Source organism: Mesorhizobium sp. CA15 (assembly GCF_020165215.1).
GTDB lineage: Bacteria > Pseudomonadota > Alphaproteobacteria > Rhizobiales > Rhizobiaceae > Mesorhizobium.
In genome coordinates, this window is the sequence record NZ_JAIUHQ010000002.1 from 84,172 (window position 1) to 101,407 (window position 17,236).

13 protein-coding genes are annotated in these 17,236 nt (G+C 58.8%); 9 read left to right on the forward strand and 4 right to left on the reverse strand.

Annotated elements, in window-relative coordinates; all coding sequences use genetic code 11:
- Window positions 1-101: 101 nt before the first annotated feature.
- Entirely contained in the window at window positions 102-284 is a 183-nt protein-coding gene (locus LB515_RS03910; protein ID WP_140839021.1) for a DUF768 domain-containing protein, read from the reverse strand.
- A gap of 882 nt (window positions 285-1,166) precedes the next feature.
- Here LB515_RS03910 and LB515_RS03915 point away from each other — a divergent pair.
- The 9 genes from LB515_RS03915 to LB515_RS03955 all read left to right on the forward strand — a co-directional run bounded on the left by LB515_RS03915 (window position 1,167) and on the right by LB515_RS03955 (window position 13,672).
- On the forward strand, window positions 1,167-1,508 hold the full coding sequence (locus LB515_RS03915) for a VanZ family protein (protein ID WP_140839492.1): 342 nt from the start codon (window positions 1,167-1,169) through the stop codon (window positions 1,506-1,508).
- A 396-nt stretch (window positions 1,509-1,904) separates the two neighbouring features.
- Window positions 1,905-4,643: a non-ribosomal peptide synthetase gene (locus LB515_RS03920; protein ID WP_181174699.1), complete on the forward strand. Its 2,739-nt coding sequence runs from the start codon at window positions 1,905-1,907 to the stop codon at window positions 4,641-4,643.
- Window positions 4,640-5,623 carry an NAD(+) synthase gene (gene nadE / locus LB515_RS03925; protein WP_181174700.1) on the forward strand — a complete coding sequence of 328 codons (984 nt, stop codon included), beginning with the start codon at window positions 4,640-4,642 and terminating at the stop codon, window positions 5,621-5,623. The genes LB515_RS03920 and nadE overlap by 4 nt, the downstream gene beginning before the upstream one ends.
- Window positions 5,624-5,625: 2 nt before the next feature.
- Window positions 5,626-7,644 (forward strand): asparagine synthase (glutamine-hydrolyzing), encoded by a 2,019-nt coding sequence (gene asnB, locus LB515_RS03930; protein WP_224706811.1) that lies wholly within the window; start codon window positions 5,626-5,628, stop codon window positions 7,642-7,644.
- Complete coding sequence (locus LB515_RS03935) at window positions 7,641-9,194, forward strand: class I adenylate-forming enzyme family protein (protein WP_224706812.1); 1,554 nt, start codon at window positions 7,641-7,643, stop codon at window positions 9,192-9,194. The genes asnB and LB515_RS03935 overlap by 4 nt, the downstream gene beginning before the upstream one ends.
- A 54-nt stretch (window positions 9,195-9,248) precedes the next feature.
- Window positions 9,249-9,515 (forward strand): acyl carrier protein, encoded by a 267-nt coding sequence (locus LB515_RS03940; protein ID WP_095768673.1) that lies wholly within the window; start codon window positions 9,249-9,251, stop codon window positions 9,513-9,515.
- Window positions 9,516-9,560: 45 nt separating this feature from the next.
- Entirely contained in the window at window positions 9,561-10,274 is a 714-nt protein-coding gene (locus LB515_RS03945; protein ID WP_224706813.1) for a N5-glutamine methyltransferase family protein, read from the forward strand.
- Window positions 10,275-10,610: 336 nt separating this feature from the next.
- Window positions 10,611-12,305 carry a type I secretion system permease/ATPase gene (locus LB515_RS03950; RefSeq protein WP_224707154.1) on the forward strand — a complete coding sequence of 565 codons (1,695 nt, stop codon included), beginning with the start codon at window positions 10,611-10,613 and terminating at the stop codon, window positions 12,303-12,305.
- A gap of 11 nt (window positions 12,306-12,316) precedes the next feature.
- Window positions 12,317-13,672 carry an HlyD family type I secretion periplasmic adaptor subunit gene (locus LB515_RS03955; RefSeq protein WP_224706814.1) on the forward strand — a complete coding sequence of 452 codons (1,356 nt, stop codon included), beginning with the start codon at window positions 12,317-12,319 and terminating at the stop codon, window positions 13,670-13,672.
- 21 nt (window positions 13,673-13,693) lie between these two features.
- Here LB515_RS03955 and LB515_RS03960 read toward each other — a convergent pair whose 3' ends face one another.
- The 3 genes from LB515_RS03960 to LB515_RS03970 are packed head-to-tail and all read right to left on the reverse strand — an operon-like array spanning window position 13,694 to window position 17,214.
- Window positions 13,694-14,956, reverse strand: a complete 1,263-nt coding sequence (locus tag LB515_RS03960; protein ID WP_224706815.1) for a polysaccharide biosynthesis/export family protein — start codon at window positions 14,954-14,956, stop codon at window positions 13,694-13,696.
- A 15-nt stretch (window positions 14,957-14,971) separates the two neighbouring features.
- Window positions 14,972-16,183, reverse strand: coding sequence for a hypothetical protein (locus LB515_RS03965; protein ID WP_224706816.1), 1,212 nt, complete (start codon window positions 16,181-16,183; stop codon window positions 14,972-14,974).
- A gap of 26 nt (window positions 16,184-16,209) precedes the next feature.
- On the reverse strand, window positions 16,210-17,214 hold the full coding sequence (locus LB515_RS03970; RefSeq protein WP_140839031.1) for an SDR family NAD(P)-dependent oxidoreductase: 1,005 nt from the start codon (window positions 17,212-17,214) through the stop codon (window positions 16,210-16,212).
- Window positions 17,215-17,236: the final 22 nt, after the last annotated feature.

Here is a 17,236-nt window from a genome sequence, read left to right on the forward strand (position 1 = left end):
GCCAACCAGGCATCTTACTTCAACATGTCCGACAGGGCAGCTGTAGTTCCTATCGTTGTGGGCCGGAGCGCTTCTTCGGTTGCGCAGCCCACGTTCTGCTCTCAATCCGGCACGGGATCCCTGCTTCCAAGCGCCTCGATCATCGTTGAGAAGATGCTGCCGACCTCCTCCGAGATCTCTTCGGATCGAATTCCAGCCTTTTTTGCGTCGCTGGTTAGTCGCCTTGCAAGCTCTTGCGCTAAGATCGTGTCAGATGATGAATGATGCGGCAGATTGCTATCCATCCACTCCTGAAGGAATTTCAGGCCTCGTTCACTCACTGTAAAACCATTCCAGGGTTGTATCCATGATTAAGTGCAACCAAGCTTGACCAGTTTATCCACGCTATAATTTGTCACCGCCGGGATCGTTCCCTATTCAAACTCGCATATGGCTCATATTGTCCGCGCATGGAACGACGGCACGCCATCCGGCGGGGGATCGACAGGCTTTGGGAGGTCTACGACGTAGGCGACCAAAAAGTTTTGCTCGTTGACGGAATTCCTTTGGCGCATTTGCGGGTCGAAGAAGCGCTGGACGCTCTGGACCTGCTAGAAGGCGGCTTCCTCGTTCCAAGTGACACTCCCCTGGTAGGGTGAAGTGATTGTCGACAGCCGTTTCTTCCACGACTATCTCCGCGCCAGCTCGCACACCTGCCACCCCGAGAGCACGCACTGGGTAGCAAATTTAGATACCCACCTGGTTCGTTCGCATGTTCGCCCACAATTAGTCCGAACGGATATGTTCGTTCTGGCGAGATTGCGAAAACCTTGCTGGCTAGGCCCGGCGGCTAGCCGCTGCCACCCGCTGCTCCAGACGCCGTGTTCCCCAAACCGTTGCGACTCTCCTCTCGTACATAGCGCAACTAAACGCCTGGCTAGGTGAACCTTTTCACATAGCGGATGATCGGGTGCGCTGCGGCAACGCAGGCATATCCCGGTGTTATTAGACCGAATGAGCTTCCACCTCCGCGGCCCTCATTCATTTAGCCGATGCGCCGGCATGGCGGAGGTTCTAAGCGGGAGAATTGATGAGGTTAATTGCCGCGACTTGAGAAAGCTTCAGCAGGCTCGATTGAAGGACTGACGCGTTTGCCGGCAACGGACACCTGCTCGCTGGTGGCGAGAATGACCTTTCCATTCGCGTTGGTGGCAATTGTTTTATTAGCTCTGCTGCCCGGCGGTATTCTCGATATGCTGGGCATGGGTTTCACGTTCAGTCACGACAAGCTCAATCATGCGGTCGCCTTCACGACTTTGGGGGTCCTCGGCGGTCTCGGTTGGCCCAAGCAAAAATTGAGGCTGGTTGTATTGGTCCTTTTTGTAGGGGCGGCGATCGAGGTTCTTCAGGCCACCCCGCTGGTGGCGCGGGACACGGACATGTTCGACTGGATTGCTGATTTTGCAGGCGCGATCTGCGGACTGGCCATCGCCGCGTGGACAAACAGGATCGCCGGCGGAACTCGCTAAGTGCCGTCGATGCAAAACCGGTCGTATAGACTGCGGTATTTCCAAAGGACCGTCCGAAGGACAGCAACCGAGTCGATCGCGCGCTGCGCGCTGTAACTATCTTCAAAATTTTCTCGGTGGATATCGTGTAGCGAGTGGCTGAGCGCGACGTGCCTTTTGGCAAACACAGACCGCGGCGCTAGACGAGCCATTCAGAATGCAAATCTGCCCCGGCCCGCGCCGCGGCATCAGCTCTCCATCTCGCACGGCTGTTCTTTAGTCTGACGCCCCGCCGCCATAAGGCGGGCGCGAAATTTTTCGATGTACACCTCTAGCGTCGCCAGCATCATCAGAATGATCGATGAAATGGTTTGGGCGGGCGGCGATAACTGACGCTATCCATAGCGTGAGCCCGTCATGTCACCAGCCTACTCAGGATCGGAACTCGCGATTGAATATCCGCGGACGGATTCTCAATCGGCGGCAAATAACAAATGGACGAATGTCCCGGAATACGCTCTCGACCAAGGCGGCCCTGTCTTGCGCCCCTATCAGCGGATGGACGCTGATTATGCCGATGTCGCCATTGTCGATCATTTGAAAAATGTGGCCAGTCAGCATCCCGAAAAGCTGGCGATTACCGACGCAACCAACCGCTTCACTTATTCGGAACTCGTCTCGGCTGTCGAAGCACTGGCTAGCCGCATCCTCGCCATCACTCCCGCCGAAAACGCCGTCGGTATTCTTCTTGCGAATACGGCCTTCTTTCCGTTGGCGATGCTGGCGAGCATGGCCGCAGGGCGGCCTTTGGTACCCCTGAATACGAGGGATCCGGATACCAGGATCAATGCGATCGTGTCCGAGGCGCGGTTATCGACCATCATAGGGGATGGAGATGTCCGACCCACGGGCCTGCCGCGAGCTGTCGGCTGGATAAATGTCTCGCCCCGCGGCGAACCAAAGAGCGATCGCGTTCCCCAGCTCCATCCGGTATCCGTGGATGCCGCCGCGATCGTCCTTTACACTTCAGGCAGTACAGGTCGGCCAAAAGGCATCGTTAACAGTCAACGCAGCCTGCTATGGCGTGTTCAGCAATATGTAAATGCCTGTCACATCAATGCGCAGGATGTATTCCTGCCTCTTACGGGACCGGCCACTATCGCTGGGTGTCGAGAGGTGCTCGCCGCCCTTCTTACCGGCGCCACATTGCATCTTCTTGAGGTCGAAGCCGTAGGCTTGCGCGCGGTTTTACACCGGATGCAAGCCGAGGGAGTGACTGTCACTTACCTGGTGCCGGCTCTCCTGCGGGCGCTCATGGCGAACAAATCAGAAGACGCATTCCGCAGTCTCAGGGTGGCTCGGATCGGCGGCGAAAAGGTGTCATGGTCTGACATCAAGCTGCTACGCGACGCCGTTTCAAGCAACTGCCTGGTGCAGATCGGCTACTCGTCAACCGAGACGACAGGATCACAATGGTTTGTACCGACCGATTGGCCGGAGCAGGCTGCCTCGGTTCCCGTCGGATGGCTCCTTCCAGGGATCAGTTTCGCGATTATCGACGAGCAAGGACGCCCGGTGCCGCCCGGCGGGACTGGAGAGCTTGTCATAAAAAGTCCGTATGTCTTGCTTGGCCATTGGGAGAACGGCGTCGTCGTGCCCGTGGCTGCAGACCCCGAGAACCCGTCCGTCCGCATCTTTGAAACGGGTGATCTCGTCCAACTGGACAACCATGGCCTGCTACAGATCATGGGTCGCAAGGGACGTCAGATAAAAATCAATGGCCGACGCGTTGAGCCCGCGGAGCTGGAGCGGGTTTTGCGTGGCGCGCCTTCCGTTGAGGACGCTGTAGCGATTGTGACGGCGTCAACGGAACTCATCGCCTTCGCCGTACCTCGCGGGCCGGCCACTTCCAACTTCGCGGACGATCTCCGCCATCTTGCCCGAACGACACTGCCGCCGCCTCTATGCCCGTTGAGACTGCACGCCATTGCCGAAATTCCACGCCTGCCGGGCGGGAAGGTCGACATGGCGAGGCTTGCCGAGTTGGACGGCGCAAGCGTGAGGCAGGACCGCATTGTCCAGGCTCCGAATACAGGACCCGAACGGACTATCCAGCAGATCGTGCAACGTGCCTGGACCAAGATTCTGAACACGCGCGTTGCCGCGGGACGTTGGGATGACGCCGGCGGCGATTCGCTGAAGCTGCTGCATTGTGTCATGGAGATCGAAAGCGTCCTCGGCCTGGAGATCGACCTTGAACCTTTCACCGTCGGAATGAATTTCGACGAAATGGTGAAGGCCGTCGCGGCCGCGAAAGCAGGTAACGAGCAGGCCAGCTCGCGCAAAGAGCATCCGCCAATTCTCTTCCTGCTCCCCGGGTCCGTCGGCTATGGCCCTAGCCTTGCCGCCTTCGCGGCCTCCATGGGTAGAACCGCCCGGGTTGTCCCGATCAGGTATCCCGCCCTGGCAATGATACTGCAGGGAAAAAACTCGGTCGCGGATATGGCCGAGGCCGCGCTCGACCAGATACGCCGCGCCCAGCCTGAAGGTAACGTACGACTTCTCGGCCATTCGCTTGGCGGCGTCGTTGCTTTTGAAGTTGCTTCAAGGCTGCTGGCTGTCGGGCGAAATGTGAAGTTTCTGGGCATCCTCGACACCAGCCTGCTCGGTGAACGGAGCACTTACCGAGAGACGGTCGTCCGCACAATTCATCGAATCCGAACCAATCGTATTACCGCCTACAGAATGGCTTGCCGCGCCCTTGCAAAGGTCGTGGTCCGAATGGGCTACGAGATGCAACTGGCCCGCTTGCTTGATCGCTATGCCCAGGAGAAATTCAACGCGACCAGCTTTAGGGCCAAGCTGGAGCTTCAGGAAGTTTTGAGGGCCAAAGCGTTTTTTCAGTGGCTCCAGACGCCAAGACCCCGACTGCCGATCACCGGTACCCTATTTCGCTGCGCCCGTCCTGGAATGCCTCGCGCCATCGGGTGGGACAATGCTTTCGCAGACCTGGATGTGATTCCAATCATTGGCACCCACATCGACATGGTCTCGGAGCCTAACGTGGCCTTCAACCGACCGCTCATCGAGGCGGCCGTGGCCCGAACTTATCTGCCAGAAGAATCTCGCCAGGGGGAGGAACGGTCATCGACGTGATCTCCGGGTTTGGCAAGGATGCCCTGGTGCTCGACGCTCGTGCCGAGGTCGATCGCATCGTAGAAGCCTTGCGTCGACAGGTCTTTGGTACACTCCGGCGCCGAGGCGTCGTTGTCGGCCTCTCTGGGGGCATCGACAGCTCCGTTGTCGCAGCACTCTGCGTCGGCGCGTTCGGGAAAGATAAGGTCCTCGGCCTATTCATGCCGGAATCCCATTCTTCCGGCGACTCGCTGCGGCTTGGCCGAACGGTTGCATCGCAACTTGGTATCGATTCGATCGTTGAAGACATCACGCCTGCCCTGGAGGGCATCGGTGCCTATTCACGTCAGATCGAGGCGATACGGACCGTCGTTCCCGCCTACGGTCAAGGCTGGAAGTGCAAGCTGGTGATGGCGTCGGTTCTGGAAAGCAACGGCATCAACATTACCAGGCTGACGGTCGAGGATCCGGATGGCAAAGTCGACACGGTCAGACTGCCACCCGCAACCTATCTGCAGATCGTCGCCGCCACCAACTACAAGCAACGCGTGCGAAAGATGACGGAGTATTATCACGCGGACCGTCTCAACTACGCGGTGGCAGGCACGCCAAACCGGCTGGAGCACGACCAAGGCTTTTTCGTCAAACAGGGCGATGGAATCGCCGACGTGCTGCCGATCGTCCACCTCTACAAGACGCAAGTCTATCAACTCGCGGAGTATCTCGGGATAGACCCTGAGGTGCGGCGCAGGCCGCCAACCACGGATACGTTCTCCATGGCGCAAAGCCAGGAGGAGTTCTATTTCGCATTGCCATATCACCTGACGGATTTGTGTCTCTATGGCCTGAACCACGGCATTTCTGCCAACGAGATCGCAGCGGTCGCCGGCCTCACTCCCGACCAGGTTCAGAAAGTCTTCAAGGACATTGAAAGCAAGCGGCGCGCAGCGCGTTATCTTCACGCGAGACCCCTGCCCGCCGTCGAGATGGACGAGGGCTGAGCGTGTGCGGCATAGCCGGAATCGTGGCACTGGACGCTACCGCGGCGCGGCCTTCGCGCGAGGCGCTTCTGCGCATGGCGGGGTCGCTCGTGCATCGCGGTCCGGACGAACACGGCCTCTACCGCGACAATCGCGTGGGGCTGGCCCACGCACGCCTTTCAATTGTCGACCTTTCGAGTGGGCAACAGCCGCTTGCCGACACGAGCGGCAAGACCTGGATTGTCTTCAACGGCGAGATTTTCAATTACGTTGAGCTTCGCGAAAAGCTGGTCGCGCTCGGTCATCGCTTCCGCACCCGCAGCGACACCGAAGTGGCGGTTCATGCATATCGCGAATGGGGCGACTCCGCTTTTGAGCGGATGAACGGGCAATGGGCAATCGCGATCTGGGATTCGCTGGCCGGCCGCCTCGTGCTATCGCGCGATCGGTTCGGCATATGCCCCCTGCATTTTTGCGAGCACGCTGGGCGCCTCTATTTTTCCAGCGAAGTGAAGGCCATTTTCGCGGCCGACGCGGCTTTGCCGCGAGCCTTCGATCCAGCCGGCATTGATCAGACGTTCACTCTCTGGACGGTGGTCCCGCCGCAAGGCGTATTCAAGGGGGTCCGGGAACTCAAGCCTGGCCACATTCGGGTCTATGAGAACGGAACCGTTCGTGAGCAGGCATTCTGGAAACCCAGCTATCCCGAGGCGTTCGACGAACGCCGAGAATTCCCAGGGTCGCTCGATGATGCAGTGGACGAAGTGCGCGAGGCTCTGCAGTCGGCGACGGCGCTGCGGATCGACCAGGCCGATGTGCCTGTTGGCTGCTACCTGTCTGGCGGACTCGACAGCTCGCTTGTCGCCATGATGGCAAGCCGCATCGCCGGCGAGCGCTTCCAAACGTTTTCGCTGCGGTTTGCCGATGCTGAATATGACGAGACCAGCTACCAGCGATTGGTGGCAGGCGCGACCGGCAGCGAGCACCACGAGGTGACGGTTTCTCGCAGCGATATCGCCGATGTCTTTCCGGAGGTGATCTACCACACCGAACGTCCGATCCTGAGGACCGCGCCGGCGCCACTTCTTCTGCTTTCAAGATTGGTAGGCGAGCACGGAATCAAGGTCGTGCTGACGGGCGAAGGCGCGGATGAAATGTTCGCTGGCTACGACCTGTTCCGGGAAGGGAAGGTGCGCCGCTTCTGGGGGCATCAACCATCCTCGACGAGACGCGCGCGATTGCTGGAACGCCTGTACCCCTATCTCACTCGTTCTCCGGTGCATCAGCAAGCAATGGCGCGTCAGTTCTTCGGACATGATATCCACACCCATGATGCGCCAGGCTTCGCACATGGTACCCGTTGGCGCACGACCAGCGCTCTCAAGCGGTTGTTTTCTGCCGACATGAAAGCCGAGACGGAACCGTACAACGCGGCCGCCGCGTTCCTTGCGCGCCTGCCCGACGAATTTTCGCGCTGGGACTCTCTGGCACAGGACCAGTATATCGAAATCCAGACTTTGATGTCCGGCTATCTGCTCTCCTCGCAGGGAGACCGAATGCTGATGGGCAACTCTGTCGAAGGGCGCTTTCCGTTCCTCGACGATGACGTTGTAAAACTCGCGAACTCGCTTCCAGCCAAATACAAGCTGCGCATTCTGGACGAGAAGCATGTGCTGAAGCGGGTGGCCGAGCCGATCCTGCCGCCGGAAATCATCGCCCGCAAGAAACAGCCCTACAGGGCGCCGAACGCTCAATGCTTCGTTGCCGACAATGCACCAGCCTATGTGCGCGAGGCACTTTCGGAAAGAGCGTTGCGCGACGCAAACGTCTTCGATGCGGAGTCGGTCGCGCGCCTGCTGGGCAAGTGTCGAGCCAGGACCGTGGACCAAGACCTTTCCAATTCCGACAACATGGCGCTGGTGGGCGTGCTCTCCACCCAGCTTCTTCACCAGCAGTTTATCGCAAGCCGCCCCATCGGCAGGCAGAAGATCGAGCTCAGCGTCGACGTTGACCATGAGATCAGGGAAGAGGTGTTGGCATGATGCATGGAGCCATACCGCTGTTGCACGACTATCTCAGGCACTCGGCCGATCGGCTGGGTGACAAGGTGGCGCTGGTCTGCGGCGGGCAACGCGTGACCTATGCCGAGATCGAGACTCGTGCCAACAACGTTGCGCAACACCTGGCTGACGCCGGAGTGACCCGCGGCGATCGCGTTTTGATCTTCGCCGACAACACCGTCGAGACGGTCGTCAGCTTCTGGGCCGTGCTCAAGGCGAACGCCGTGGTGTGCATCGTCAATCCGCTGACCAAGAGCGACAAGCTTCATTACCTGCTCAACGATTGCCTGCCAGCCGCGCTGATAACGGACAACCATCTGACTTCGGTCTTCAGCGAGCCGGCCCGCAACTGCCCGTCACTGCGCCGGATGATTGTCTCCGGGCGTATAGATGACGCCGAGTTGATGCAACTGCCTCATGCGGTCCGCTGGGATGTTGCGATTGCCGGCAACAAGGAGGCACCGGCGCGCAGATGCATCGACATTGATCTCGCCGCCATAATCTACACGTCAGGTTCTACCGGCGAGCCCAAGGGCGTGATGCTGACGCACACAAACATGATGGCGGCTTGCACCTCGATCGCATCGTACCTTGAGCTCGGCGAAGACGAAGTGATCCTCAATGTCCTGCCCTTGGCATTCGATTACGGCCTGTACCAGATGATCATGGCGTTCCGCACTGGCGCCCGTCTGGTGCTTGAACGCTCGTTTGCTTTTGCAGCGCAGATCCTTGGACTGATCAAGCAAGAACGGGTCACAGGTTTCCCCGGCGTGCCTACTATTTTTGCGGCGCTCTCGGAACTCAAATCGCTGAAGGATCAGGATTTTTCGAGCATTCGCTATGTTACGAATACCGCGGCCGCCCTGCCGTTGAAACATATTCTCATGCTCCAGGACCTTTTTCCGAGCGCGCGCATCTATTCAATGTACGGGCTCACCGAGTGCAAGCGTTGCACCTACCTGCCGCCAGAGGACCTTGAACGAAAGCCGTCGAGCGTCGGGATAGCCATCCCGAACACGGAAATGTGGATCGTCGACGACGACGACAAGCGGGTCGGCCCCGACGTCGTCGGCCAGCTCGTCATCCGCGGCGCGACCGTGATGAAGGGCTACTGGGGCAAGCCAGAGGCGACCGCAAGGAAGCTTAAACCTGGTCCTCTGCCCGGTGAACAGGTCCTCTACACCGGCGACTACTGCCGGATCGACGCGGAAGGGTACCTTTATTTCGTAGGTCGTGGCGATGAGATCATCAAATCCCGTGGCGAGAAGGTCGCGCCCAAAGAGGTTGAGAACGCGCTTGTTGGCATTCCAGGGGTGCGGGAGGCCGCCGTGATAGGCGTTCCGGACGAACTTCTTGGGCAGGCGGTGAAGGCGTTCGTCGTGATGGAGCAAGGAAGGTCCATCGACGAGAAACAACTGCAGAAGGAATGTCAGAGGCGCCTGGAAAATTTCATGGTCCCAAAATCAATTGTCATTGTACCCAGCCTGCCGATGACAGATACGGGAAAACTTAAGAAGACGGCTTTGTCATGAGGCGTTTTCCGCGAGACTTGGCGTCAATTTTCTTGTTTTAACCGGGGAAGCAAAATGTTGTCCAGCGAAGACAGGATAGAGACTTACAGCGAGAAAATTAGGGGGTTTCTGGCGTCCAACTTCTATGTTGCTGACGCTGAGGCTCTGGAAAACAATACGTCACTGCTCGACCAAGGTATCGTCGACTCGACGGGAGTCCTGGAGGTCATCGGATTCATTGAGGAAACCTTTGGCATTGTCGTCGAAGACAGCGAGCTTCTGCCTGAGAACCTCGATTCCATCCAAGGGATTGCACAATACGTCATCCGAAAAAAGAACTGATCATAGCTGTCTCCCGAACGACAGCATTGGGAAAAGCGGGTTGTCGTGAGCCAAGAAATCAGCGTCGAGGATGCCTACAGCAAAGGGCGCACCATCTTCATGGGGCTGGAGTTGCTCGTGACACCTGGCGCGCTTGTGCCACGCCCGGAGACGGAACTGCTGGGCACAGCCGCCCTCGGCGCCTTGGATCAGTTGAGGACTGCAGAACCCCGCGTTATCGATATGTGCTGCGGCGCCGGCAATCTGGCATGCGCCATAGCGCACTATGCCCCCACCGCGCGGATCTGGGCGAGCGACCTAACGGATGGGTGCGTCAACGCCGCGCGCCGCAACGTCGACCATCATGGATTGGCAGGGCGCGTTTCGGTGCTGCAGGGCGACCTGTTTGAGCCTCTCTCCGGCCCGGAACTTGTCGGCAGGATCGACATGATCGTCTGCAACCCGCCATACATCTCGGAAAAGCGGCTCGAGGGCGACCGCTCTCACTTGACCGAACTCGAGCCGCGCGAGGCGTTTGCGGCTGGCCCTTACGGCCTGAGCATCCACATGCGGGTGATAAGAGACGCGCCGCAATACCTGCGGCCAGGTGGCATGCTGCTGTTCGAGGTTGGCCTTGGCCAGGACCGGCAAGTCGTGAGTCTGCTCAACCGCGCAAAGGCCTACGAGAATATTGGCACGATTTCGAACGAAGCTGGCGAGGGCCGTGTCGTCGTCGCCCATATGAAGAACCCCGATGAACCACGCGCGTCGAATGTCTGATCAGGTCACTTTCCTCATCCAACAGACATCAAAACGTGATCCGACAAAGGGCAAACCCCGTCGACCTTCAAATGGTCAATAAACGCTCGCTTTCCAGGGTCGGTTATCCCCAGCTTGTTCGTGGCGATTCACGATTTAGCGTCTGAGCGTCATGATTTTGCTGCATTTTGATAAAATTTGACGAATGTTAGCTTGATGTAATGTTCGGGGTGGGCGGGTCACAACGAAAGGTAAGATCTTGTCCTACGCTGACAGCGTCCACGAGGCCGTGCGACAATCTCGAGTGAGAGATCGCGCGTCGTGAGGGAACATCGTACGCAACATTTGCTCTCAGCCATGTCGGGTTGTTGGTCCGGGCTGGTTGGCATTGGTCTCTTTTCGGCGGTGATAAACATTCTAGCCCTGACCGGCTCCGTCTACATGCTGCAGGTGTATGACCGTGTGCTTCCCTCGCAGAGCGTTCCGACGCTCGTGGGATTTACGGTCGGCATGCTGGGCCTCTATGCCGTATACGGGCTGCTCGATTTCGTGCGGCTTCGCTTGCTGGTTCGAATTGGCAATCGCCTGTACAGAAACCTGCAGCACAAGGCCTTCACCATATCGCTGTCGGTGCCCCTGGTCGCCGGGCAGGAGGCGAACCGGGTGCAGCCGCTTCGCGACTTGGACCAGCTGCGCGGCTTTCTCTCCGGCCTGGGGCCGACCGTTTTTTTCGACGCCCCGTGGATGCCGTTTTATATGGTGGTCATCTACCTGTTGCACCCTTCCCTTGGGCTACTGGCAACCGTCGGCGCCGTTGTCGTCGTGCTTTTGACCGTGGTCGCAGAAATTGCCGGCCGCGGCCCCGCGGCCCGAACTTCCGAAACACTGGTCGCGCAACGCATCCTTGCCGATGCAGGCCGCCGCAACGCGGAAGTCGTTCAGGCGATGGGTCTCTCCGCCAGGCTTGGCCGACGCTGGGGAGAAGTCAGCCATGCCTATCTCAAGAACCAGGAACGGCTCTCCGACATCGTGGGCGGAACCGGATCATTGTCGAAGACACTCAGGATGGCCTTGCAATCGAGTGTACTCGGGCTGGGCGCTTATCTGGTGATCGGGGGGGACGCTTCCCCGGGTGTGATCATCGCATCTTCGATATTGCTTGGCCGCTCTTTGGCGCCGGTCGACGCCGCGATCGCAAACTGGAGAGGATTTCTGGCCGCGCGCCGAAGCTACTCCGACTTGACTGCAGCGCTGGATGCTTTCGGTAGCCAAAGCGCTCCTATGGAGCTTCCCAGCCCGCGGGGGCAACTCTCCGTCGAGGAATTGACAATAGCGCCCCCAGGCGCACAACGGCCGACGGTTCTCAATGTAAGCTTTCGCCTGGCGAGCGGCGCTGGGATGGCAGTCGTCGGCCCTAGCGGTTCCGGGAAGACAACGCTGGTGCGCGCGCTGGTCGGAGTATGGAAGCCAATTCGGGGAACCGTTCGATTGGACGACGCTGCTCTCGATCAGTGGAGTTCGGAACTGCTCGGTGCTCATATCGGCTATTTGCCGCAGGATGTCGAACTGTTCGATGGAACGGTTGCCGACAACATTTCGAGATTTGGTGGCCAGAGCGACCCAAAAGGCGTCATGGCAGCCGCTCGAGCGGCGGGTGTCGACAAGATGATCATGCGATTGCCTCAGGGGTTCCAAACACGAATCGGCGAAGGCGGGACGGCCCTGTCGGCCGGGCAGAGGCAACTGGTCGGACTGGCCAGGGCACTTTACGGCGATCCGTTTCTTGTCGTGCTCGACGAACCGAATTCCAACTTGGATTCAGACGGTGATGTTGCGTTGGCGGGGGCGATCCTGGCGGTGCGTCAGCGTGGCGGTATCGTGATCGTCGTGGCGCATCGCCCCTCTGCGCTCGTCAATATCGATCAGGTATTGGTCATGTCGAACGGGATGGTTCACGCATTTGGCCCGCGAGAAGATGTTCTCTCGAATGTCGTCCGCCCCTTCCCCCAGCCGGCAGTCGTTCCGCTGCAAAAAAATGCCGGCAACGCTTGAGGTCCTATTCCGTGTCTGACGCGACGATTTCTTATGCTCGTGTCGACGACGCAAGTCGTTGGCTCGGAACCAGGCTGATCAATGATCCGGATGGCATCCGCGCCAACCTGGTTCTGGGCTTGGCAACCACCGCCTTTCTGCTCGTTGGCGGCGGGACCTGGTTGGGATTAACCAAGATCGCCGGCGCTGTGATAGCGCCAGCGACCGTTGTGGTCGAAAGCAGTGTAAAGAAGGTCCAGCATCGGACCGGCGGCACCATCGGTGGAATCTTCGCCCAGGATGGTGATCATGTGCGTGCCGGCGCCGTGTTGGTCAGGCTTGACGACACGCTCACACGCTCAAACCTGCAGATCGTCAGTGAAGATCTCGACCGGGTCACCATCCGCCTGGCCAGGCTCGAGGCAGAGCGGCAAGGGCTGCCGGAAATGCAGGTTCCTCCCAGTCTGCGCGTGAGGATGAGCGACCCGCGGGTGGCTGCTCTTGTCAACGGGGAACGTGCCTTGTTTGAAAGCCGGGCTACGGCGTTGGCTGGCCAAAAGGCGCAGTTGCAGAGCCGCTCGATGCAACTTCGACATCAGATTGACGGCCTCAAGGCTCAGCTTGCGGCGACGAACGACTCCTTGGATCTCCTTACCCGCAGCCTTGCCGACGTCCAAGCTCTTTACTCCAAGAAATTGGTGTCCAAAGAGCGACTGAGCAATGTCAGCCTGGAAGAAGCTCGTGCTCGCGGTGAGTCGGGGCGACTTGTTGCAGCAATCGCTGAGGTGCAAGCCCACATCAGTGAAACGGACTTGCAGGTGCTTCAGCTCGACGAGCAGATGCGCAGCGACGTGACAAGCGAGCTCCGCGAAAACGAAGCAAAGCGCACAGAGCTCGAAGAGCGCAAGATAGTGGCGGACGACGAGCTCGCAAGGACGGATATCCGATCTCCCCAGACCGGGACGGTACAAGAATCCTCTATCCACACCGTCGGAGGCGTAGTTGGACCGGGAGAGGTGCTCATGGTGGTTGTACCCGACACCGACAACCTTGTCGTGGATGCGCTCATTCCGCCGACCCGGATGGATGATGTCCAGCCCGGGCAGCGGGTATCAATCCGCTTTCCCTCTTTCGACGTCGGAACCACACCTGTTTGCGAGGGTTCGGTGAAGCGTATCTCTGCAGATCTGATCAAGGATCAGGAACGCCAGCTTTCCTATTTTTCGGCTCGCATCCACGTCGACAACCAGGCCACCTGCCTGAAGGGTGAGAAAATCCTAAAGCCAGGCATGCCTGCCGAAGTTCACATAAGCACCGAGGAGCGCAGCGTCTGGTCGTATTTGCTTAAGCCATTGACCGATCAGATTTCACGAGCCTTCAAGCAATAGCGGGATCGCAAACGCGGCCCCCTACTGGCTTGCTGCACGTCCTAGATCGCTGCTGAACCTCACCTCGATCGTATCTCCCGGAAGCACTTCTGAATCTTCTTCGACGAGTTGTTTGCGCCATTCTTCACCAATCTTGCGCACGATGGTGATCTGGGTCTGAATGGCTTCTCCGCTTACCGGCAAAGGCAGAGCGGACGCGCCAGCGGGCTGTAATTTCTGGCTAGTGGCGTGGAGCCTTGCGGTGGTGTCGGCAAGACGGACATCGGTATCCTTCAACTCGGTCAGCAAACCGATCCTTCGCAGGTTTTCATTGCGCTCGCGTTGCCTGAGATAATCTTCCTGCTGGCGTCGCGCCCGCATGAGCTCGACCGATGTCTGAAGCTGCCCATTGGAAGAGAGAAGCGCGGAGCGCCTGACGTCAGACAGCCTGGCGTTGGTCAGATTGCCCGCTTGAAACAATTTCGTCACCCGAGCCAGGTCATCCTCATCCGCCTTGACCCCGTCGCTCTCGACCTGCTGGCGCTTGGTCAGAACGTCGATCTGCGCCGCGGCATCCTTTGCGCCCTGATCAACGTAGCTTTGCTCCTGCTGGAAGTTATCGAGAGAGATCTTCAGCGCCTCTCTTTCGGCGTCGGCAATAGCCGAGCTGAAGGCGGCAGACAGTGGTGACCCTTGGGGAGGCTTGGTATCGAAACTTGGCTGATCCTGCAGTTCGGCGCGAATGCGAGCACTGTGGTAATAGTCGCGGGTGTATTCCCCCCAAAGCGATTCATAGTCGCGCTGCAGATCAACCGGGTCAGGACCGGTCTGATTCACACGTGAGCGCAGAAGACTGAGACCGCCAGACACCGCAATCGCCTGTCTCACCGTCATGAGAGGCCGATATGCCTGCTGGCCGGGAGTGAGCACCTCGCCAGTCACATAGATCGGACGATATTCCGCGACGATCGCGGTCACATCGCCAGGTTGGACAACGATCATCTGCTCTCGCCCATCGGGCAAACGCTGCTGAAATATCTTGGTAGGCAAGATCGTTTCCATGCGGGCCTGCAGCTCGGCAGGCGTCAGACCGCCGATGGATATCTTCCCGACTTGGGGAAGCGCGATCGTACCGTCCATCTGGATTACCGCACGTTGAGTTCGTTCCGGTATCGAAGAGATTCCTATTTCGACGATGTCGCCGGGGGAGAGATGGTAGGCTGGCCGGTCCTCCGCCGCGGAGGCAGCATCAACCGCAGCCAGCACACCTATCGCTGCAAGAAGATTTCGGTTCATGAATGCCATCGGTGACATCTCCATTCAGTTCGACTTCGCCTCTTCCGACCAGTCGACGCGGGTGACGAAATCATAAACAGGTCCGCCGGGCACACCCCAGTTGCTGGACCAGATTACCTGCGAGCCATCGGGCGACGGCGAGGCATGGGTCTCGCTGCGGTAGTCGAAATCAACGCTGCGCGTTTGCGCTATGCGCCGAACCTCTCCGCTGCCATCGAGGCGCAGCGCGATAACCTCTCGTGCATAGGGTGCCATTTCCGGACGGGCCGAAACCACATTCGGGTCGCCGCCGTAGCTCAGGAACACCCAGCCAGGTTTGTTCAAAGCACGCAGAGAAGCATGCGAGGCCTCGCCGTATTTCATAAGCGAAGTTACTTTCCCGTCAGACAGCCGGCGTTTGATCACCTGATAGCTGTCCGGATAGGATTTGCTGATGCCGACGTAGATCTCGCTCCCATCGGCGTCGACCGTCATGTCGCCATGCCCCGGCCGATGATGCTCTGTCCACTGCTGGCCTGGAGCGCCGTCGATCGAAAAAATAAACGACTGTTCGGTGCCGTCCGCCAGTGCCTGGATGCAGAGAATATTTTCGCCCAGAGGAGAGATCGAACAGTTCTCATTGACCCCAGCAAGCCGCCCAAGTGCGATATCGGCAAACTTGCTATGCTGCTTGAGATCGTACGCGAAGACGACCTCGGCACCGTCCGATCGAAGTGCACGCACTGCCAGGCGATTACCGTCTCGGCTCGGGTTACCTTTGCCTGGTCCGAAGTGCAGATCCCGATAGTCCTTTGAATCGAACAGCACATCCTCGTGATTGGTCCGCGGCGCCCAGGTCGATATTCGCTGGCCTCCAACGCAGATCATCAGATCCGCATTTTGGGGATGCCACTCACATTCGCCCGATCGATCGCGCATCAGCTGCGGTAGGAATGTGTGTCCGTCGAAAAAGCACATCCCGTTGCAGCCGTTGGTTATAACGAGAAGGCTCTGGTCCGCATTCCAGGCTTGGGCGCTGGAATAACGGTGGCTGCAATAATCTTTTATACACGCGACCCCATTTCCAAGCGGCCCGGATTTTGTGATCCGGGTGAATGTTTCCCCAAACGCGGGATCGACCGTAGGACGCAGATAGTCGGGCAACTGCATCGCCGGCGTCGCAACAAAGTGCGTTGACGTATTGCCCGCCTGGCTTGCGGCAGCATGCGGACCAAGGCACGCGACAGCGAAGATCATCGACAACGCATGTCGGCGACGACAAGTCATGTCATGTAGCCCATTTCCCGGCGCACCCGCCCCTCGCTGAGACGCGCTTTCCACCATGATATGGTGCGCTCCAACCCATCTCGCAGATTGGTACGGGCTCGCCACCCGGTCTGCGTTTCGAATTGCGTCGAGTCTGCAAGCAACGCGCGAACCTCGGAGTTCTGCGGGCGCAAGCGGCTTTCATCTCGATAGACAGGCTTCTTCGATCCGCTCAACTCGACCACCAGGTCCAGGACTTCCGCGATCGTCGCGGCACGCTGGCTTCCGGCATTGTAGGCATGGCCGAATTTGAGTTCCGCCACGCCTGCGGTCAGGAATGCTGCCGCCGTGTCTTCAACAAAGGTTAGATCGCGGATAGGGCTCGTATCCCCGACCATGATAGCCGAACAGTTCTTGTCGAGGGCCTGCCTGATTATGGTCGGCACTATCGCCCTCTCGCTCTGGCGTGGGCCGTAGGTATTGAATGGCCGCAGAGTTACGACGGGAACGTCAAATGACCTGGCGTAGGCTTCGGCCATCATGTCGGCACCGATCTTCGATGCCGAATATGGAGACTGGCCCTGCAGCGGATGAGATTCCTTGATAGGCATGGTCAGCGCCGTGCCGTAAACCTCGCTGGTCGAGGTGTGCACGACGCGTTCGGTGTCCCACTGACGCGCTGCCTCGAGAACATTCATCGTGCCCATGACATTGGTTTCCACGTATGACTGGGCAGCCGCATACGAATATGGAATCGCGATGAGAGCAGCCAGATGAAAAACCACAGCTTGGCCGCGCATGATCCTGTTCAGGAACGCGCTGTCGCGCACGTCGCCACGCACGGATTTCAGGTGGGCTCGGATGTTGTCCGGCAAATCGTCAAGCCAGCCGTGACTGTCGAACGAATTGTAGAGCGCCAATGCTGTGACATCCGCTCCATTGCGGACCAGCGCCTCGGTGAGATGCGATCCGATAAATCCATCGGCGCCCGTGACCAGTACCTTTTTGCCTTTGTAGTCCATGACCAATCGTCCCTCTTGCCAT

Excerpts from the sequence above, each read along its gene's own strand:
- LB515_RS03910 (WP_140839021.1), bottom strand. The coding sequence starts at position 284 with ATGGATAGCAATCTGCCGCATCATTCATCATCTGACACGATCTTAGCG.
- LB515_RS03915 (WP_140839492.1), top strand. The coding sequence starts at position 1,167 with ATGACCTTTCCATTCGCGTTGGTGGCAATTGTTTTATTAGCTCTGCTG.
- LB515_RS03920 (WP_181174699.1), top strand. The coding sequence starts at position 1,905 with ATGTCACCAGCCTACTCAGGATCGGAACTCGCGATTGAATATCCGCGG.
- LB515_RS03935 (WP_224706812.1), top strand. The coding sequence starts at position 7,641 with ATGATGCATGGAGCCATACCGCTGTTGCACGACTATCTCAGGCACTCG.
- LB515_RS03940 (WP_095768673.1), top strand. The coding sequence starts at position 9,249 with ATGTTGTCCAGCGAAGACAGGATAGAGACTTACAGCGAGAAAATTAGG.
- LB515_RS03950 (WP_224707154.1), top strand. The coding sequence starts at position 10,611 with ATGTCGGGTTGTTGGTCCGGGCTGGTTGGCATTGGTCTCTTTTCGGCG.
- LB515_RS03960 (WP_224706815.1), bottom strand. The coding sequence starts at position 14,956 with ATGGCATTCATGAACCGAAATCTTCTTGCAGCGATAGGTGTGCTGGCT.
- LB515_RS03965 (WP_224706816.1), bottom strand. The coding sequence starts at position 16,183 with ATGATCTTCGCTGTCGCGTGCCTTGGTCCGCATGCTGCCGCAAGCCAG.
- LB515_RS03970 (WP_140839031.1), bottom strand. The coding sequence starts at position 17,214 with ATGGACTACAAAGGCAAAAAGGTACTGGTCACGGGCGCCGATGGATTT.